The 20,910-nt window shown below is 68.1% G+C and carries 10 protein-coding genes; 7 read left to right on the top strand and 3 right to left on the bottom strand.

Annotated elements, in window-relative coordinates; genetic code table 11:
• Positions 1-8: 8 nt before the first annotated feature.
• Positions 9-803: a CPBP family intramembrane glutamic endopeptidase gene (locus TX83_RS11250; protein ID WP_186442585.1), complete on the bottom strand. Its 795-nt coding sequence runs from the start codon at positions 801-803 to the stop codon at positions 9-11.
• A gap of 254 nt (positions 804-1,057) precedes the next feature.
• Between TX83_RS11250 and TX83_RS11245 the strand changes: the two genes are divergently transcribed.
• From TX83_RS11245 to TX83_RS11225, 5 genes are all read left to right on the top strand, one after another.
• Positions 1,058-1,537 carry a hypothetical protein gene (locus tag TX83_RS11245; RefSeq protein WP_064748041.1) on the top strand — a complete coding sequence of 160 codons (480 nt, stop codon included), beginning with the start codon at positions 1,058-1,060 and terminating at the stop codon, positions 1,535-1,537.
• Positions 1,538-2,190: 653 nt separating this feature from the next.
• Positions 2,191-4,242: a hypothetical protein gene (locus TX83_RS11240; RefSeq protein WP_064748040.1), complete on the top strand. Its 2,052-nt coding sequence runs from the start codon at positions 2,191-2,193 to the stop codon at positions 4,240-4,242.
• Between the two features lie 56 nt (positions 4,243-4,298).
• Positions 4,299-5,342 carry a glycosyltransferase family 2 protein gene (locus tag TX83_RS11235; RefSeq protein WP_261370112.1) on the top strand — a complete coding sequence of 348 codons (1,044 nt, stop codon included), beginning with the start codon at positions 4,299-4,301 and terminating at the stop codon, positions 5,340-5,342.
• Positions 5,339-6,388 carry a glycosyltransferase family 4 protein gene (locus TX83_RS11230; RefSeq protein ID WP_064748039.1) on the top strand — a complete coding sequence of 350 codons (1,050 nt, stop codon included), beginning with the start codon at positions 5,339-5,341 and terminating at the stop codon, positions 6,386-6,388. The genes TX83_RS11235 and TX83_RS11230 overlap by 4 nt, the downstream gene beginning before the upstream one ends.
• Positions 6,375-7,358: a lysylphosphatidylglycerol synthase domain-containing protein gene (locus TX83_RS11225; RefSeq protein WP_141233481.1), complete on the top strand. Its 984-nt coding sequence runs from the start codon at positions 6,375-6,377 to the stop codon at positions 7,356-7,358. Before TX83_RS11230 ends, TX83_RS11225 begins: the two co-directional genes overlap by 14 nt.
• Here TX83_RS11225 and TX83_RS11220 read toward each other — a convergent pair.
• Together TX83_RS11220 and TX83_RS11215 are read right to left on the bottom strand one after the other, a co-directional pair.
• On the bottom strand, positions 7,334-8,521 hold the full coding sequence (locus TX83_RS11220; protein ID WP_064748037.1) for a hypothetical protein: 1,188 nt from the start codon (positions 8,519-8,521) through the stop codon (positions 7,334-7,336). The two genes, TX83_RS11225 and TX83_RS11220, sit on opposite strands and share 25 nt — an antisense overlap.
• Positions 8,522-8,648: 127 nt before the next feature.
• Entirely contained in the window at positions 8,649-9,134 is a 486-nt protein-coding gene (locus TX83_RS11215) for a hypothetical protein (RefSeq protein ID WP_064748036.1), read from the bottom strand.
• A gap of 789 nt (positions 9,135-9,923) precedes the next feature.
• Here TX83_RS11215 and TX83_RS11210 point away from each other — a divergent pair.
• A complete protein-coding gene (locus tag TX83_RS11210) occupies positions 9,924-11,561 on the top strand; it encodes a ShlB/FhaC/HecB family hemolysin secretion/activation protein (RefSeq protein WP_064748035.1) in 1,638 nt (545 codons plus the stop codon).
• Between the two features lie 66 nt (positions 11,562-11,627).
• On the top strand, positions 11,628-20,910 hold a 9,283-nt coding region (locus TX83_RS11205), incomplete at its 3' end, for a hemagglutinin repeat-containing protein (protein ID WP_064748034.1).

Genomic DNA, 20,910 nt, shown 5'->3' with positions numbered 1-20,910 from the left:
CCGGGCACTCAGCGCTCGGCCTGCCTGGTCGGGCCCGGCGCCGCGGCTTCGGCCGCGACCGGCATCGCCGCATCGCGATGGGCGAAGAAACGCCAGTGCACGGCGACGAACGCCGCCGTCACGATCAGGTACGTTCCGAGGCCCTTGGAACCGCCGGGCAACAGGCTGCCGTCGACCGACGGGAACAGCGCGCCGAGCACGTTGGCGTGCACATTGGCCGCCCAGTGCAAGGCGACCGCCGGCCACACCGAGCCACCGCCGCGCTCGACCAGGTAGACCAGGAACACCGACCAGACGGCCAGATAGCCGACGTAGCGCAGCGACGATTCGACGCTGCCGAACACCGCCGCGCCGAACAGCGGCACATGCCACAGCGACCATGCCGCAGCGATCAACAGCGCGGTGGCCAGCGGGCTCAGGCGCTGCAGCAGGGCGGGTTGCAGATAGCCGCGCCAGCCGAACTCTTCGGCCAGCGGCCCGGTCACGATCGCCGCAGCCAGCGTCGTCGCCAGCCCGATATCGAACGCCGGCCGCAGCGCGTTCAACGGTATGCCCTGTATGAGCAGATAGCCCGCGCCCAGTGCCGGCGGGATCAGCGCGGCCGCCAAGATCCAACGCAGCGTGCCGCGCAGGCGCAGGGTCCGCCGGCACAGCGCGGCCAGGCCTGCGCGGCCGCCTTCGGCCCAGGCGGCGGCGAAGCCGGCCAGGCTGACGAACAGCGGGAACAGCCACAAACTCAACGCGGCGTGGTCCAGCAGGGACCAGCCCAGCCAGGGAACGGCGAAGGCGACAGCGAAGAACACGGATACACCGACGAGCTGGCGACGCGGCATGAAGTCCCCGTAAGACGATGCGCCCGGCGACGCCCGAGCGAACGACGATGGTCGGCAACTGCGCCGGCAAGGTCAATCTGTTCCGTCGCCGCAGTCCGGGTTTCGTCGCCAGCGGCGCAGGCACGTCGTGGCCGACCTCGCGACGGCGCTTGCTATGATCCGCAGCGCCGGCGCGCCGACCCCGGGTGCGCCGTCTCCATCCCCTCCAATGACGAAGGAACGTTATGAGCAGGAAGCGGTTTTTCGGTTCGATCTGGCTGGCCGCGGCGTTGTGTTCGTCGAACGCATCGGCCGAGGACACGCCGGCGCCCGCGATGGAGCCCGCCGTCGCCGCGCCGACGGACCCGCGCCACGTGCCGAAGTTGAACATCCGCTGGGATTGCGGCGAATGCGAGCGCAACGACAAAGTGCCGCCGCTGATCGAACAGGCCTACGCCGAGGAAGCGGCGGAGAACCAGGCCCGCGTATCCGACAGCGACGTCGCCGAGGTCGCCATCGTCGACATCCGCCAGCGACCGCCCGGCGTGCGGGTGATGTTCGGCGTCATGGCCGGCCGCGATCGCCTCGGCTTGCGCGTCAAATACCGCGACCGCGTTTTCGAAGTGTCCGACACCTCGGCCAATATCGTCATGGGCCTCAACCACTTGTCGGCCTCGGTGGGCAAGAGCGTGTTCGAGGAATTGAGTACGAACGCGAGTCGTTGACCTGCGTCAGGCAATGAATCGAAACGCATGTGTCGCGATATTCGTGACACATGCCTTTGGCCAGCACACACCGAACATCCGATAAGTCGCGCCATATGGCCGGTTGCGCTGTGCACTACCGATGCGGCAACCGGTCGGTACCCTGTTGCGGCGCCGGCCGCGGATCAGTCGGGTCGGCGCAGCCTGCAAGCGATGCGGAATCGAACAGGCTGGATGCGATGTCGCGTCCAGCGTTGTGCCGCGTTGCATCGGCGTACGTCGTGTCGCTGAGCCCTGGGATAAAGAGCGCTATGCCAGCAGTTGCTGGTGTCTTGAAGCTCGCGCCTTGCGGCTGTGCCGGGCGGCGATCGTATCGATCGCGTCGCGGCGGGTGGGCGCTGCCGCGCGAGGTCGGTAAACGGTGTGGTCGGCGAAGGAACGGCGCAATCTTGGCGCTGCCCACGGTACAGGCAAGGCGAGTGTGGGTGGCCGCCATCGGCGCGAAAGTGCGTTGGGTGCCGATCGCCGCCGGAAGGCAGTCTTCTCCTCGGCGACGCGCAGCGCTTGAACCTGCGACCGCGGTATCAATTTTACGGAGATGGCGAAGCTTGACGCACTATGTAGTTCGCCGTTTTTCCGCTGAGTAGACTCGTTTGCACAGGCGAGGGGATTCGATGGAATACCTGAAAGCACTGGCGGAGTTCGGCATATGGACGGCCATTTACCCGTCGGGGCTGGGAGTCATCGCTCTTGGCGGCGAGAAGATTCGCGTTCTAGCTCGCAATGCTTTGGTCACTCTATGCGTTGGCAGCGCGGCATGGACCGTATTGCTGATCGCGTTGGCGCTGTCCGGGCTGTTCTTCCCGGTAGCGATCGGCATTCTGGGGTGGGGGGTGACGATAGTCTTTCTCGTCGATCCGCATCGCCGTCGCGCGATGCGCGACGCGCTTCCGGATTGGCGGTGGTCGCTCGTACCGGTTGCGCTGATCGTTGTGGTCGCGGGGTTCCTGTATGCAGGCTTCCCCAAACAGAGTCTGCTCGGGGAGCGCGACGAAGGCATCTACGCCCAGCACGCGCTGCACTTGCTGCGTGCCGGAACATCCAGGATCGACCTGCAGCGGCTCGGGATCGCAACCGATCCGGCGGTGGAAGCGATCGAACAAGGGCGATCGCCGGAACTACCCGGTATCTACCCCACCGGCACGGCTTGGACTTACCAGTTCTCGGCGGCGACGCCGGTCTGGATGGCGATGCTTGGTGCGCTGCTGGGGCCGTTGGCCATCTTCCGTCTCAACGCGGTGATCGGCGTGCTCAATTGCCTGGCTTTCTATGCCTTGGCGGTACGCTGCCTCCCCCCGGGACGGCGACATTGGGCGGTGGCGGCCTTGGCCGCGTTCGCATTCCAGCCGGCGCAGGTCTGGATATCGCGTAACAGTTTGAGCGAGCCGTTCTGCGCTTGGTTCGTTCTAAATGGATTGTGGATCGCTGCGTTCGCGATTTCGCGACGGTCGGCTGCGCTGGGTTGGTTCGGCGGCGCCATGCTGGGCATGTCGACGCTGGTGCGCATCGATGCGGTCGTATTCTCGCTGACGGCATCTTTGGCTGCGGTGTGCTTCGTCGCGATCGACCGGACGCGCGGTCGAAGCCTGGCCTCGGTCGCCATTTGCATCGCAGCGGGATGTTCGTTATCGACCGTTCTGGCCTTGCTTTATTTCGCCGTCTTCGTGCGTCCCTATCTGATTGGGTTGGCCGATCTCGTATTGCCGGCATTGTCGGCGTCGCTGTCCTGCTTACTCGGCGCCTGGTTGTGTTCGCGAATGCGGTTTCAACCGCTGTCGCTGCGCGCGTCGAACGCGATGGCGTGGTGGGCCGCTGCCGGATTTCTCGCGGTGTTCGTCTATGCGATGTGGATTCGGCCGTCGGTGCAACCCTACGCGCTGATCGAATCCAAGCTGGTTCCGCATCTGAACGGAACCCGAGACTATCGAGAGATCAGCCTGGGCAATCTTTCGGCCTATCTGGGCACCTGGGTGGTTCTTGCCGCAGCTTTAGGGGCGGGGGTTGGGTTGTGGCGGGTGCTGAGACGGCCGACCGCGATCGCAGCGGACTGGATGATGCTGTTCTTGTTCGTCCCGATGACGATCTATCTTTGGCGGCCGATGATTTCGCCGGATCACGTCTGGGCTGCGCGCCGCTGGGTGCCGACGGTTTTTCCCGCGATTCTGGTGTTCGCGGCGATCGGGGCGGCGTTGGTCGGCTCGCTGGCGCCTCGTCGGGTGCGGACCGTCGCGATCGCTGCGGTGTCGCTGGCGCTGAGCGCGCATTTGCTGTGGCAGCAACGTGAGTACCTGTTCTTGCGCGAAGACCGCGATATGGTGGCGCAGATCGAGGCGATCGCCGGTTTCCTTCCGGTCGACAGCGTGAGCTATGTCGCCGGCTCCGGTCCTCTGGCCAGCGCCTTGCTCAGCGGCTTCGGCCGGCCGGTAGCGATGTTGCCGGCACAGCCGCAACCGCTGAGTGCCGAGCGTTTGGCGCGCTACGGAGGTTGCGCCGGTAGGCCCTGCGTCATCGTGCATCCCAGCAACCAGGCGATTGCGGGTTCCGGCGCGAGAACGCTGGCCGAGCTTCCGATCGTCCGTGTCCGTCGCAATACCGCTTTCCATGCTCCTGCACGCGGCGTTCACCAGGAGCGAAGTGATTGGCGCATCACCCGGATTGAACCGTAGGCGGGACCGCGCTCGGCGCGGCTCCGGCTTGCCATGGACTCTGCGAGGTAGTCGCTATGAACGTGCATCGCTTCGTTCGTTTCGAGAGCGTCGCGGGACCGCTCACGCCGGCCGCTCAGGCAGCGGAAGCCGCCGCCGCCGCGCGCAAGCCGATCAAGCTCGTGATTCAGATTCCATGCCGAAACGAAGCCAGTCAATTGCCGGCGACGCTGGCCGCGCTGCCTCGAATACTGCCCGGCGTCAACGAGGTGGAATGGCTGGTGATCGACGACGGTTCCGACGACGGTACCGCAGCCGTTGCGGTCGAGCATGGCGCGCATGTGGTGCTGCGCCTGAGCGAGCATCATGGCCTTGCGCGAGCGTTCGCGGCCGGATTGGAGGTCGCCTGTCGACGCGGGGCCGACATCGTCGTCAACCTCGACGGCGACAACCAGTACGATGCCCGGGCGATGCCGGCGCTGGTCGCCGAAATCCTCGAGGGGCGTGCCGACATCGTGATCGGCTGCCGGCCCATCGATCGCATCGCGCATTTCTCCTGGGCCAAGAAGCGCTTGCAAAACATCGGCAGCAGCGTGGTCCGGGCCGTGGCCGGCGTGCGAGTCGACGATGCTACCAGCGGTTTCCGCGCGTACAGCCGCGAGGCGGCGCTTCGGCTCAATGTGTACTCGCGCTACACCTATACGTTGGAGACGCTGATTCAGGCCGGGCAGACCGGGTTGCGGGTCGGTTCGGTGCCGGTCGGGGTCAACCCGCCGACCCGTCCGTCGCGTCTCATCCGCAGCATTCCTGTATATGTCGGTCGTTCGGGGCTCGCCATTCTGCGTGCTTTTCTGACCTATCGGCCGCTGGAGTTCTTCCTGTTGCCTGCAGCCTTCAGCGGTCTGGCCGGCGTGGGAATCGGCGCGGGGTTCCTGTTCGAGTATGCGCGCGGCGACGGGCAGGGCCATGTGCAGTCGCTGATACTCGCGGCGGTGCTGATCCTGTGCGCTGGCGCAGCGACGACGATCGGCTTGTTGGCGCACCAGTTGGCGGTCAATCGGCGGTTGCTCGAGGAGCTGCAGCAGGATCGGAGGCGAAAGGAGTGGCGGGCGGCTCCATGAAGTCGGTTTGGTACCTGTCGCGGAAATTTCCGCCCAGTCAGGGCGGCATGCAGCGGCTCAGTTTCCATATCGCCGATCAGCTGCGCGCGCGCTCGCCGGTCACGGTAGTGAAGTGGGGGCGGGGGCAATGGGGCGTGCCTTGGTTCGTGCTGTGGGCCTCGATGCGGCTGGTTTGGGGATTGGGGCGCGGTGAGGTGCGGCTGCTGCTGCTCGGCGATCCCGCGTTGAGTGCGTTGGCCTGGCCGGCGCGCTGGATGGGCGTACCGACCGCGGTCGTGGTGCACGGTCTGGACATCGCGTTCCCGGCGGGCTGGTATCAGAGCTATCTGCGGCGACACTTCGATCGTCGCTTCGACCGCTACATCTGCATCAGCCGCCATGTCGGGGGGATGTTGCGGGAACGCGGCGTCGCGTCCGACCGGCACACCCTGATCCATCCGGGCGTAGATACCCTGCCGCCGTCCGGAACCGAGCGCGATCCCCAGTCGCCGGTGCGATTGTTGATCCTGGGGCGTTTGGTGCGCCGCAAGGGCGCTCTATGGTTCCTGCGCGAAGTGATGCCACGTCTGCTTGAGCGCGCGCTGCCGGTCACGCTGGACATCGTAGGCGACGGGCCCGACCGAGCGGCGTTGGCGACGGCGATCTCGGAACTGGACTTGCGTGCCACGGTGAGTCTGCACGGGGCGGTCGACGAATCCGTCAAACTGGGCTTGTTGGCGCGCTGCGATCTGGTGCTGATGCCGAACATCCGCGCTCCCGGCGATCCGGAGGGCTTCGGCCTGGTGGCACTGGAGGCGGGCGTCAGCGAACGCTACGTCCTGGCCGCGGACCTGGAGGGGTTGCGCGATGCGATCAGCGAACCCCACAACGGCCGTCTGTTGCCCAGCCAGGACGGTGCCGAGTGGTGCGCGACAATTGCGAAACTGTGCGCGGATCGCGATGCTCTGCGAGCGTTAGGCCGCCAAGCGCGCGAGTTCGTCGGCTTACATCATTCCTGGAGCGAGATGGGTCGGCGTTACCACGAGTGCCTGAATGAGCTGCTCTGAAGCCCGGCGCAGCCGCTTGCGCGGGTTCGGCCTGTTCCTCGGCCTGGCGGCGCTGGTCTGGGTGGTGACAGAAGCGTCCGGACGCAGTCGCGAGTTGGCCTGGCTGCTGCAGGATCTGGCCGCCGGTCGCTTTGCGGCATCCGTCGCCTGCTGCCTGGCGAGCCAGATTTTGTTCGCGGCCGCATGGCACGTGCTCGCCCGCAACGGCTGGATCGGAGCTCGCGCCATCGGCGATATGTCTCGCTGGGCGCAAAGCCTGCCGGGGAAATATCTGCCCGGCAAGATCTGGCAAGGCGTAGCGCGCGGAGCGCTGTACGCCGACGGCGATACCGCTCCGCGCGGCGTGCTGCTGTTGTTCCTGCGCGAACAGTGCCTGTCGCTGGGATTGTGCGCGGCGATCGCGGCGACATACGCGCCTGCGGCTCTCCCGCCGAGAGCGGGCGAATGGTTGCAAGTGGGGCTGGCATGCGGCGCGGTCGCGTTGACCTGGGCGGGCATCTGGCGCCGATGGCCGATAGCGATATCGCCGCGTTCGTCGCGATTGTGGAGCGGACGGTCCCGCGTCGGCCCGTCCTATCGCGCGTCGGCGCTGGCCTGGTTGTTGCAAGCCGGAGCGTACTCGGCCATGAGTGCGGGGTTCGTCGTGCTCGCCGGCGGTGGAGACATGCCGCTTGCTGGTTCGCAGGCGGCCGCTGCGATGTGCCTGTCGGGTCTGATCGGCGTCGCCGCCCTGTTCGTGCCGGCCGGTATAGGCGTGCGGGAGGCCGGTCTGGTATGGGGGCTGGCGCCATGGGTCGGTACGGCCGAGGCGGCCGGCCTAGCCCTGATGTGGCGTCTGGCGATTACCGGTGCCGAAGTGATGTTCTCCGGCGCCGGTTTTCTGCTGCCGCTGGTCCGGCCCTTGCGAGCCGCGGGTCCCGGACCGGGCCGGGACCTGCGGACCGATCAGAACTCTTCGACGCCCGAGTGACCGACGAAAAGAGGCGGGTTGGAGCCGTTTCCGCTTTCGCAGGTCAGCGAGTACGACAACAGCAGCGCCAACAAGCCTCGCGACTCGACCTTCAGTACCCACAAGCCGTTAGCGCCGTCGTTGCGGGTACTGCGTTCGCCCAGATATACCTTCTGGAACGAGCTGATGTCGTTGCCGCCGGCTACGACGTTGCCTTGCGGATCTTCCAAGCGCATTTCCAGCTGCGAGGCGTTGGCGCCGTTGATCCGGCATTGCACCCAGTCGGGATGCTGTAGGTACAGGCCGTACCGGTCCTGGCCGCTGATCAGGCCGAGCACCGAGCCTAGCGCGCTGGTCGTGGACAGGCCGACTTTCTTGCTTCTCAGGTCGTCCGGATCACTTTCCTTGGCGATGCGGAAGTCGCCGTCGAAGCGCTGATTTTCCTGCAATGTGCAGTATGCGACGAAGCCCGGGTTGGAGCCGGCCGTGGTCTCATTGAACACCGCCTGCACGTTCTCGTAGTCGCCGGCCGGCGCGCCGACGTGGCTGTGCACGTCGAGGAAGCGCAAAGTCTCGTTGGCGCTCAGGCTGGTGACCTGCTGATTGCCGAGCTGCGCGCCGCTGGCCGTACGCAGCGACCAGGTGACCTCGACCGGTTCGCCGAGAGAACCGACGAAACAGTTCGACTGGTAGCCCGGGGCCGCCGCCTGGCGACGCAATCCGGCGACGATCGACGAGCTCGCGCCGCCGCCGGTCAGCGAACCGATCTTGAACCCTTCCACCGAATAGCCGGCGCCGGTGAACGATTGCACGCGCGCATAAGCCGAAATCGGAACCGTGGTAGCGCTCTGTTCTGTCAGCGAAAGCTGGCCGTAATTGCTAGTGGAGCTCGGCGTGATGCCGCACAGCGATGCCAGCGATCCTTCGACGACGGCGCCAGGGGCGACGCTGAGCGTCGTGCAAAGGCGCGGACCCGGAAGAGGGGTTCCGGTCGCGCCGTAGTACTCGACGCGCACGCTCGCGTTGGTGGTTCCGGCATTTCGGACATAGATCGTCGATACATAGCTGGTGCTGCTGACGACTAGCGGCATGCGCACGGTGGTTCCGTAGCCGTCGCTGCTTTGCGCGAACGCATTGCCGGCCAAGAGCGCGCCGACCAGCAGGCAGTGCTTGTAGGCTTTCATTCGCATCCTCTCCTGTACTTCATCCTGTCCATTCGTGGCCGTGGGCCTCGCCCACGGGTCGTTGCTCCACCGAGGCGCCTGTTGTCGGTCGCTCGGTCTTGCCCGCATCGCCGCCGGACCAGAGGCGTCACTGATTCAACAGCGATTCGGGGAAGGGCTTGGTACCGTCGAGTACGGCGGCGATGTCGGCGCGGCTGATGCCGTAGATCTGAGACACGGCCTCCGGGTGGGCGCGCATCTCGGCCAGCAATTGCTGTTTGAGCTGATCGCGTGCGCCCGGGGAAAGGGCAAGCCCTTGGTTGTAGACGATTTCCTGCGGTTTTCCGTCCGGGCCGATGAACGTCCGCGGCGGTTGAGCCTGCGGCGCGGCACTGCGGACACGCTCTTCCAATGCGGCCTGAGCCGGCGCCACCGCGGAGCCTATGGGCTCGTCAGCGTGGCGCGCGTCCGCGAGGTCGCGTTGGGCGTCGTGCGCAGTCGGCTGGATGGCGGACGCGGAATCTGTCGTCGAACGGTCGCTGTAGAACGGAATCCGGACGGTACTGGTTAAGAGAAACAAGGCCGCCAATGCGATGGTTGCGGCCAACAGTGCGCGTATCCGCGTCGATGCCATGAGTTGCTCCTGTCTTGGGCGGCGATGGCCGGTCGCGACGCGATACGCGTCGGCGTTCCAATACTGATCCGCAGGCTTGCGTACGTTTCCGGTTTTATCTTTTCGGTAAAACGAAGAACGTGACCAGGCCGGGCAAAGCGGTCCGAGCCCGAACGGTCGTACCGAAGACTGGAGACGCGAGCCAATGTGAACTGAGCTTCGTGTCGCGCGCCGGTCCGCAGCGGGATGAGACCGGTGCGTGGCGCTTCATCGATGGAAATCGTCTGCGATCCGAAGGGTCGGATAGGAACGGTGAGCGAGCGTGAGCTGAGCCCTTGCCGGTGCGAAACCCGTCGACTCGCTCGTAGCTGAGCGCGATGCGGGGCAGTCCGTGCGCCGATGCATCGATGAACGGCGGGACGGACGAGATGAGATCCATCGTCGACCGCATTGGATAGCGACACCAGGGTCTTTGACGAATGTGTCGCATAGCCACACACACTAAACGCCGGCTATACGACGGCGACGAATCAATGTGACTTCACTTGGTCTGGACCGACGCTGCCGTTGCGGCTGCTAGATTCGATTCGACGTGACCTTCGTAACGAAGCGAGATGAATGTGCTTCGGCGAAGGCGGGTAAGTCGTTGCAGGCAGTCGAGTCGGTTGCGTCATTGCCTGGCTCGCCGTTGCTGAGCCAACGGCTCGAACGGAATCGGGCTACAGGAGCGATCGAGTGAAGCAGGGGGCGCGGGGCAACCACGACCGCCGTTGGCGGCGGTGCTGGGCCGGATGTGTACTTGGTGGGGTCGTGGCGACGGCCGGCGCGCAGACGATCGATCCGGGCGAACGCGAGTTGACGCGGCAACGCGAGCGCGAGCGCGCCTTGCGCGAACAACAGGAGCGGCGGCCGGACGTGCGCCTGGAATCGGGCGCGGGCCGTGAGCAGGAGCGATTGCCCGATAACGAAACGCCGTGCTTTCCGATTCGCGAACTGCGTCTGTCCGGCGACATGGCCCACGAGTTCGCGTGGGCCGTGCGCGCGGCCGAGTTGCCGGCGGCCGGCCCTTGCCTGGGCGCCGGCGGCATCGATGTGCTGATGAAGCGGGTCCAGAACGCGATCATCGCCCGCGGCTACATCACCACCCGCGTGCTGGCGCCGCCGCAGGATCTCAACAATGGCGTGCTGACCCTTGCCGTGGTCCCGGGGCGGATCGAACAAGTGCGCTATGCCGAGGGCGCGGATGCGCGTGCCCACTGGTCGAATGCCTTGCCGGTACGCTCGGGCGAATTGCTCAACCTGCGCGACATCGAGCAAGGGCTGGAGAATCTGCAGCGCGTTCCCACCGCGACCGCCGACATCCGCATCGCGCCCGCCGACGGCGAGGGCGCGGCGCCGGGCGAAAGCGATCTGATCGTCGCCTGGCAACAGCGATCGCCGCTGCGCGTGAACTTCGGCGTGGACGACGCCGGAAGCCAAGCCACGGGCCAATTGCAGGCCAATGCGACGCTGTCGGTCGACCACGGCTTGGCTCGCAACGACCTGTTCTATCTCAACCTCGGCCACGACGCGTTCAACGGCCGCGGCCGCGGCACCTCCAGCTGGACCGCCCACTACGACATCCCTTACGGCTATTGGTTGCTCGGCGCGACCGCCAGCGGCTACGAGTATCACCAGACCGTCGCGGGCGACCGTCAGGACTATCGCTACAGCGGGTCGAGCCGGAACGCCGAGCTGCGCCTGGCGCGACTGCTGTTCCGCAACGCCCGCAGCAAGTTCGGCGCCTACGCGCGCGGCTGGTGGCGCGAGTCGGACAACTTCATCGACGACACCGAGATCGAGGTGCAGCGCCGGCGCAACGCCGGCTGGGAAGCGGGGCTGACCTACAAGCGCTTCATCGGCCGCGCCATCGTCGACGCCAATCTTTCCTATCGTCGCGGTACCGGTGCCTTCGGCGCCCTGCCGGCGCCGGAGCAGGCGTTCGGCGAGGGGACCTCGCGCATGAAGTTGATCGCCGCGGAGTTGCAGTTGACGGCACCGTTCCAGGTCGGCGCGCAGTCGCTGCGTTACACCGGAAGCTGGCGCGGGCAGTGGAATCGCACGCCGTTGGTCCCGCAGGACCGCTTCGCGATCGGCGGCCGTTACACCGTGCGCGGTTTCGACGGCGAAGCCGCGCTCAGCGGCGAACGCGGCTGGCTGTGGCGCAACGAGCTGGCGCTGTCCCTGGGCGGGCCGCACGAACTGTATCTGGGCGCCGACGTCGGCCATGTCGGCGGGCCGTCCGTGGCATGGCAGTCGGGCGACCGCCTCGTCGGCGGCGTGATCGGTCTGCGCGGGCGCTGGCGCCGTTTGAGTTGGGACGGTTTCGTCGGCGCACCGATCTCAGCGCCGCGCGGTTTCCCAGGCGCCTACACCGTCACCGGCTTCAACCTCGCCTGGTCGTACTGAGCGGCAACGTCCGCTCACGGATTTTCCCTCGGATTTCAGCTGTATTCGCAGTCAAGGAAGCACGTCATGAACCGCATCTACTGCCTGGTCTTCAATTGCGCCCTGGGCGTCTGGCAGGTCGCCTCGGAACTGGTGAGCGCGCCGCGCGGCGGCCGCAGCGGCGGCGGACGCGCAACGGCCCCGAGGCTGCGAGCGATGACCGGCGCGCTGTGGATCGTCTTGGGGGCCGCGACGACGTTGCCGGCCTGGGCGCAGATCGTGGCCGACCCGAACGCGCCGGGTAGCCAGCGGCCGACCGTGCTGCAGGCGCCCAACGGCGTGCCGCTGGTGAATATCCAGACCCCGAGCGCGGCCGGCGTATCGCGCAATACCTACCGCCAGTTCGATGTCGACCGCGAAGGCGCGATCCTCAACAACGCGCGCGGCAGCGCGCAGACCCAGCTCGGCGGTTGGGTGCAGGGCAATCCCTGGCTCGCAGGCGGCGGCGCCAGGGTGATTCTCAACGAGATCAACAGCGCCAACCCGACCCGTCTGAACGGTTATGTCGAAGTCGCCGGGCCGCGCGCGGAGGTGGTGATCGCCAACCCGGCCGGCATCCAGGTCGACGGCGGCGGCTTCATCAACACGCGCCGCGCCACCCTGACCACCGGCGCGCCGATCCTCACCGGCGGCAGCCTCGCCGGCTATCGGGTCGAAGGCGGGGCGATCGGCATCGGCGGCGCCGGGTTGGATGCCGGAACGACGGACTACACCGACCTGATCGCGCGCTCGCTGCGGATCAACGCCGGAGTGTGGGCGCAGCAGCTGCAAGTTACCGCGGGCGCCAACACGGTCAGCGCCGATCACCGCAGCGTCGTCGCGACCGCCGGCAGCGGCGCCGCTCCGGCGTACGCGCTCGACGTCGGCGCCCTGGGGGGCATGTACGCCGGCAAGATCGTCCTGCTCGGCACCGAACACGGGCTCGGGGTGCGCAACGCAGGCGCGATCGGGGCGCAGGCCGGCGAACTGAGCCTGAGCGCCGATGGTCGGCTCAGCAACAGCGGCCGGATCCAGGCGCAAAGCGATGCGGCGCTCGATCTGAGCGGCGGCGTGAGCAACGCCGGTACGATCAGCGCCGGCCAGGAGCTGCGGATCGCCACGGCGCAAGACCTCGACAACAGCGGCGGCACGCTCAACGCGCGTCGCCTGGAGCTGAGCGCGCAAAGCCTGAGCAATCGCGCGGGCGCGATCGAACAGACCGGGCTGCAGGCGCTGCGGCTGGAGGCGGGTGCGCTGAGCAATCGCGAAGGCGGACGGATCGGTCTGGCCGCGTTGTCTTCGGGAGGCGGAACCGGCGGAGCCGGCGGTACTGCCGGCGGCGACAGTGGCAGCGGTACCGCCGCCGGCAGCGATCCCAGCGCACCGGCGGTGGCGCCGCCGCCGATCGTGCCGCTGGCCGATGGCGTGCTGCGCATCGGCGGGTTGCTGAACAACGATGCCGGTTCGATCCTCGCCGGCAGCGGTATCGTCCTGAACAGCGGCAGCGGTTTGAACAACGACGGCGGCGAACTCGGCTTGGCCTCGTTGACGGTGACCGCAGGCGATGTGAGCAATCGCGGCGGCACGCTGGCGGTGCAGGGCGATGCGCAGCTGCAGCTCGGCAACCTGATCAACGACGCCGGCCGGCTCAGCGTTGGCGGAGCGCTTGGACTGAACTCGCAAAGCTTTAGCAACCGCGGTGGCGAGCTGCTGCACGGCGGCGGCGCGGCGAGCCAGTGGCGGGTCGCCGGCACGCTGGACAACCGCGGCGGCCGGGTGGCGAGCAACGCCGACCAGCTCCAGCTCGATGCCGGCCGTTTGCTCAACGAGCAGGGGCGGATCGAACACGCCGGCAGCGGCGGGACGATTCTGAACCTCGGCGACTTGAACGGCGCTGGGGGTCGCATCGCCGGCGCGGGCGCGTTGCGACTGCGCGCCGGCGTCGTCGATCACCGTGGCGCGACTCTGAGCGGCAACGCCGTCGACGTCGCGGCCATGCACTTCGACAACCGCGGCGGCACGGTGCAATCCGGCGGCGCAGCGACGTTCGCAGTCGACGGCCGGTTCGACAACGACGCCGGGACCGTCGCGGCGACGAACGACCTGAGTCTGCGCGCCGCAAGTCTCGGCAACGCCGGCGGCAGCCTGCAATCGGCCGGCAATGCTGCGATCGAAGCCGCCACCGTGCAAGGCGCCGGCGGCACGGTCGGCAGCAACGGCGCACTGTCGCTGCGTGGCGGCGTCGTCGATCTCAGCGCCGGCACCACCTTCGCCCGCAACATCGATGTCGCCGTCGACACCTTGTCGACCGCAGGCGGCACGCTGCAGTCGGCCGGGGAGCTGACCATCGCCGCGGCCACGGCGCTGGACAACGCCGGCGGCCGCATCGCAGGCGCTGGCGACATGGCGCTCGCCAGCGCCGCCTTGAACAATCGGGCCGGCACGATCGAGCACGCCGGCGCCGGCACCCTGGCGATCCAGGCCACGAACCTCACCGGCGCAAGCGGCACGATCGGCAGCAACGGCGCGCTCGACCTGCGCGGCGGCGGCTTCGATCTCAGCGGCGGCCAAACCTATGCGCGCACGATCGCGCTGCAGGCCGATGCGCTGAACCATGTTGGCGCCGCACTGCAGGCCGGCGACACCGCGTCGCTGACCGTTCGCGACACCCTCGACAACAGCCAAGGCCGGATCGCGGCCAGCGGCGATACCCGGGTGCAGGCCGGCACCCTGGTCAACCGCGGTGGCGCCATCGAGCACGCCGGTACCGGCACGCTCGATCTGCAGGCGATCGTCGTCGACGGCGCGGGCGGCCGCATCGCCGGCAATGGTCAACTCAATCTCTCCGCGCAGTCCGTCGACTTGCGCGCCGGCGACACCTACGCCCAGCGCATCGACCTGCGCGCCGTCGACCTGGTCACCGCCGGCGGCCAGCTCAGCGCCGGCCAGGACGCGTTGCTCGCGATCCAAGGCCGCCACGACAACACCAGCGGCCGCATCGCCAGCGGCGGCGAACTGCAACTGCAATCGAGCGCGCTGATCAACCAGGCCGGCCTGATCGCGGGCGCGGCGACGGTGCGGCTCGACACCGGCACGCTCGACAACCGCCAGGGGCAGATCCAGAGCGGCGGCGCCGCCGCGGTGACGGTCGCGGGCGCGTTCGACAACAACGCCGGCAGCGTGATCGCCCAGGACGACCTTAGCGTCGCCGCGGCCAGCCTGGACAACGACGGCGGTACCCTGGCTTCGGTTGCCGGAGCGGTCGCGCTCGATATCGGAGATGCGTTCTCCAACGTCGGCGGCCGGGTTCAATCCGCCGGCGTGCTGTCGCTGCAGTCGCAAGGCCTGGACAACCGCGGCGGCGACATCGCCGGCGGTGCGGTTACGCTCGACGCCGGCAACGGCGCGTTGCTCAACGACGGCGGGCGTATCGCCGGCGCGCAGAGCCTGCGCATCGACAGCGGCGCGCTCAGCAACGACGCCGGCCTGATCCAGGCGGGCACGGCGCTGGCGATAGATACCCACGGTCAGGCGCTCCACAACGCCAACAGCGGCAGCGACAAGGGCATCAGCAGCGGCGGCACCTTGCAGGTAAGCGCGGGCGCGCTCAGCAACAGCGCCGGCACCGTTTATGCCGGCGGCGCCGCGACGTTGCAGGCCGTGAGTATCGTCAACAACGGCCAGATCGGCGGCCGCGACACGCTGGCGCTCACCGCCGGCGGCATCGACAATCGCGGCGGGCAGATTCAGGCCCTGGGCGATACCCGGCTCGATGCCGGCGCTGGCGTCGTCGACAACCAGGCGGGCCTGATCGGTTCCGCGACGAATATGAGCCTGAGCGCGGCGAGCCTGATCAACCGCAACACGCTCGGCGCCAACCAGGGCGTGGTCGGCGGCAGCGTCACGGTCGTCGCGGATACGCTCGACAACGCGAGCGGCCTGCTCAGCGCCGACCGCGATCTGCTCCTGCGCGGCGGCGGCACGGTCGACAACCGCGGCGGCCAGGTCGCCGCCGGCGGCACGCTCGATATCCGCGATCCCGGCTTCACCCGCACCCTCGACAACGACGGCGGCCGCCTTGCCGCCGGCGACCTGCTGACCCTGCAGCTCAAGCGCCTCAGCGGCAACGGCAGCCTGGAATCGGGGCTGGACGCGACCATCGCGCTTGCCGACAGCTACGACCACCAGGGCAGCCTGCTCGCCAACCGCGACCTGTCGTTGTCCACCCAGGGCGACCTGCGCAACGCCGGCCGGATCGCCGCCGGCGGCAACCTGAACCTGAGCGCGAACGCACTCGACAACGCCGCCAGCGGCGAAATCACCGCCGCCAACGGCAGCGCGCGGATCGTCGTCGCCGGCAGGGCGACCAATCGCGGTGTGATCGACGGCGCCGATACCCGCATCGACGCCGCGCGCATCGACAACCTCGGCAGCGGCCGGCTGTACGGCGACCATCTCGCGCTGGGCGCGGCCGAGATCAACAATCTCGAGGAAACCGTCGCCGGTACCACCCGCGCCGGCACCATCGCTGCGCGCGAGCGCCTGGACATCGGCGCCGGCACGCTCAACAACCGTCGCGAAAGTTTGATCTACAGTGGCGGAGACGCGGCCATCGGCGGCGCGCTCGACGCCGCCGGCCTGGCCGCCGGCACCGCCGGCGCGGTCAACAACACCAGCGCCGTCATCGACGTCGCCGGCGAGTTGAGCATCGACGCCAACACGATCGCCAACGTGCGCGAGAACGTGTCGATCACCCAGGCCACCACCACCCGCGCACCGACCCGCTTGAATCAACCGTACTGGCGCAATAACGGCAGCAACGCCACCACCGACATCCGCAGCAGCAGCAACTACACCGCCTACGAGGTCTACTACCTCGACCCGGCGGATATCCTCGAAGACACGCCGCACATCACTCCCGATGGCGTGCAGCTGCGCAAGGCGGTGGTGCGGCTCAATCCGCAGACCAGCGCCTATTACTTCGCCCGCGGCGGCATGTACGCCGCGCTGGGCGAGCGTTCGCGCCTGGGCGCGGTCGACGGCACGGTGACGATCTACTACACCGGCCGCCAGGAGGCGCAGTCCAACCCAGATCAGGGCGGCAGCGACGATCCCTTCGCCGAACTGGCCCAGCCGCAGCCCGGCTCGCCGGCCTTCGTCTACCAGAGCGACAACCTCCGCTACTCCAGCGCCTACGGCACCTGCAGCAACGACTGCGTGCAGCTGTGGACCGCGTTCGACTACGACGACCCCGACCACACCCTGCTGGTGCCGCAAGGCACCGGCGGCGGCAGCCTCGGCGACAACGAGGAATACCGGATCGCCACCCCGACCGTCACCGAGGACACGATCGCGCCCGGTATCGGCAGCGATGCGGTGATCCGCTCCGGCGGCGCGATGAGTCTGCGCGTCGACGACCTGCAGAACCGCTACGGCCAGATCGCCGCCGGCGGCGATCTGAGCGTCGCCGGCCACGGCGGCGCCAGCCAGGTCGTCAACGTCGGCCAGACCCTGTACCGCACTTACGACTTCAACAACGTCAGCCACGGCTACAACGGCACCACCCGCGCCTGGACCGCGCCGTCGCTGTCCGAGCAGATCGGCCAGCTCGGCGGCACCATCACCAGCAACGGCACCCTCAGCATCGACACCGGCGATCTGAGCAATCTCAACCTCGGCCGCAACGCGCCGGGCGTGGTCGATCCCTCCGTCTTGCTCAACCTCAATGCCGGCAGCGCGCGCGGCAGCGGCGGCGCCAGCAGCTTCGTCCTGCAGCCGGGCGCGGCCGCGATCGAAGTCGCGGCCAACCCGTCCCCCAACGCCGGCGGTCCCGGCGGCGGCGCGGCGAGCGGCGGTGCGAACGAAGCGCCCGCGATCGTGCGCACCTTGCCGGCCCACTTCGCCCTGTCGGGTAGCAGTCTGTTCCGCCTGACCGGCAACGGCAGCGGCTACCTGGTGGAAACCGACCCGCGCTTCGCCAACTACCGAAAGTGGTTAGGCTCGGACTACCTGTTCGGCCTGCTCGGCGCCGATCCGTCCCACCTGCACAAGCGCCTCGGCGACGGCTACTACGAACAGCGGCTGATCCGCGACCAGATCGCACAGCTCACCGGCCGCCGCTTCCTCGACGGCTACGCCAGCGACGAAGACCAGTTCCGCGCCTTGATGAACGCCGGCGCCCTGTTCGCGCAGCAATACGGCCTGCGCCCGGGCATCGCCCTGAGCGCCGAGCAGATGGCCCAGCTGACCAGCGACATCGTCTGGCTGGTCGAACAGACCGTGACCCTGCCCGACGGCACCACCGCGACCGTGCTCGCGCCGCAGGTCTATGTGCGCGTGCGCAAGGACGACCTGCACCGCGACGGCAGCCTGATCGCCGGCGACGCGACGCGGCTGAAACTGCAGGGCGACCTGGTCAACGGCGGCCGCATCGCCGGCCGCACCGCGGTCGCGATCAACGCCCAGAACGTGCGCAACCTCGGCGGCCTGATCCAGGGCGGCGACGTCGCCGTGACCGCCCAGCAGGACCTGATCAACCGCGGCGGCGTCGTCCGCGGCGCCGACCGCTTGGTGGTCGGCGCCGGCCGAGACCTGATCGTCGAAGGCAGCAAGGATTACGCTCCCGACCGCCTCGCCGGCCTCTACGTCGACAACCCCAACGGCGTGCTGCTCGCCAGCGCCGGCCGTGACCTGTCCGTACTCGGCGCCGCGCAGGTGCGCAGCGCCGGCGACGCCGCCCTCAGCGCCGGGCGCGACCTGAGCATCGCCTCCCGCGCGGGCGAGGTCGCGACCACCGGCTACGGCAAGAACCGCGACAGCAAGCAAGGCCTCGACACCGCCGGCGTCAGCGCCGGCGGCAACCTGATCCTGTCCGCCGGCCGTGACGTGCAACTGACGGCGGCTCAGCTCGAAGCCGGCCAGTCCGCCGCGATCGTCGCCGGGCGCGACATCGTCAGCTCCACCGTCACCACCACCGACACCAGCGACCGCCACGTCGATGCGGGGCGGACGAAGACGACGGCGCATACCTCGGATGAGACCTTGCATGGGACGGCGATCAAGGCGGGGGGCGACATCGCGATGCAGGCCGGGCAGGACATCACCCTGCAGGCGGCTACGGCGGTGAGCGATGCGGGCGGCATCGCGTTGGCGGCCGGGCGCGATGTGAAACTGACGGCAGCTCAGGAGCGACACGATCAAGTCCAGGACAGCACGACCAAGAAGTCCGGCTTCCTGAGCAGCAGCACAAAGACCACCCACGACGAGTCGCACGCCAGTCTGGCGGTCGGCACCACGCTCAGCGGCGAAACCGTCGATATTTCGGCGGGACGCGACGTCAGCGCGCAGGGAGCGCAAGTCGTCGGCACCGGCGATGTGCTGGTGGCGGCCGGCCGCAATCTGACGCTGGATGCGGCGCAATCGACCTACAGCGAGGCGCACAGCCAGACCCAGAAGAAATCCGGACTGATGAGCACCGGTGGGGTCGGCATCATGCTCGGCAGCCGCAGCTTGGCGCAGACCCAAAGCTCGACCGCCACCGAAGCCGTCGGCACGATGCTGGGCAGCACCGACGGCCGGGTCACCCTGGTGGCGGGCCAGGACGTGAAGATCCGCGGCAGCGATGTGATCTCGGCGGCCGGCACCGGCATCGTCGGCAAGAACGTCGTCATCGAAGCGGCCGAGCAGCAATCGCAGCAGACTTATACGTCCAAGTTCCAACAATCGGGCCTGGAGCTGAGCCTCAGCGGCACCGCCATGACCGCCGCCACCAGCGCGTATCACAGCGCGAAACGGGCCGGCGAAACCGACAATGGCCGCCTGAAGGCGCTCAACGCAGCGGCGGCCGGTTATGCGGCTTACGACGCCTATGAGCTGGGCCAGAGAGCCGCCAGCAATGGTGGGAAGTCCGCTGGCGGCCCGCAGAACGAAGCGATCAATCTCAAGCTCGGCATCGGCAGCCAGAGTTCCAGCAGCAAGACCGAGCTGAGCCAGACCACCCAGCGCGGCAGCAACATCCGTAGCGGCGGCGATGTCGCGATCGTCGCGACCGAGGGCGATCTGACCGTCACCGGCAGCAAGGTCGCCGGCCAGAACGTGCTGCTTGATGCCGCGCGCAATCTGACCCTGCAGTCGGCCAAGGAGACCAGCAGCCAGCACTCGACCAGCAAGAGCGGCGGCGGTGGGGTCGGCGTGCTGGTCGGCCAGAGCGGCATGGGCTTCTACGTCGAGGCCAACGCCAGCCGCGGCAAGGCCGATGGCGACAGCGTCACCCACGCCGAGACGACCATTGATGCGGCCAACACGCTAGTGCTGCGCAGCGGCGGCAACACCACCTTGCGAGGCGCGCAGGCCCGCGGCGAGCAGGTCATCGCCCGCGTCGGCGGTGATTTGAGCCTGATCAGTCAGCAGGACACCGATCACTTCAAGAGCAAAGACCAGTCGGCCGGCGGTCAGGTCGTGATCGGCGTCGGCAGCAGCGCCAGCGTCAGCTACAACCAGAACAAGATCGACAGCGACTACAAGAGCGTCACCGAGCAGACCGGCATCGTCGCCGGCAAGGGCGGTTTCGATATCGAGGTCGGCGGCACCACCACCCTGACCGGCGCGGCGATCGCCAGCGCAGCCGATGCGGCGCGCAACCGCCTCAGCACCCAGGCGCTGGTCGCGACGGACCTGCAGAACTCCGCCAAGTACAGCGCCAGCAGCGTCGGCGGCACGGTCGGCACCAACGGCGGTTCGCCCAATCTCGGCATGCCGCAGAAGGACGATGCCAGCAGCACCACCCGCAGCGGCATCAGCGCCGGCACCCTCGACATCCGCGGCGGCGATACCGGCGCGGTCGCCAAGCTGGATCGCAGCCTGACCGATTTGCAGCAAGCCGGGCTGAAGCCGATCTTCGACGAAAAGGAAGTTCGCGAGCGGCAAGAAGTGGGTGCGTTGGCGCTTCAGGTCGGCATGCAGACGGCCGGCACTATCGCCCAAACGATGCAGACGCGCGCCATCGGCGATCTGCAGGCCGCCGAAGCCAGCGGCGACCCGGCCGCGATCGACGCCGCCCAGCAGCGTTTGCAAAGCTGGAGCGACGGCGGCACCTACAAGGCCCTGCTCCACGGTATGACTGCGGCAGCGGCAGCGGCCCTGGGCGGCGGCGACATCGGCGCCGCCGCGTTGGGCGCGGCCGGCGCCGAGCGGACCAAGGGAGCGATGGCGAGCTATCTGGACCAGCAAGGCGTCGCCTACGGCAGTCCTGCCTACAAGACCTTGATGGAACTCGGCAGCGCTGCGCTGGGCGGCATGATCGGTAGCGGCAGTGGTGCGGCGTCGGCGCTGG

The sequence above is a fragment of the Lysobacter antibioticus HS124 genome, from assembly GCF_000336385.2.
In the GTDB taxonomy this organism is placed as follows: Bacteria; Pseudomonadota; Gammaproteobacteria; order Xanthomonadales; family Xanthomonadaceae; genus Lysobacter; species Lysobacter firmicutimachus.
The sequence above is the reverse complement of the archived record's forward strand: the minus strand, read 5'-3'. Positions and strand labels throughout refer to the sequence as shown.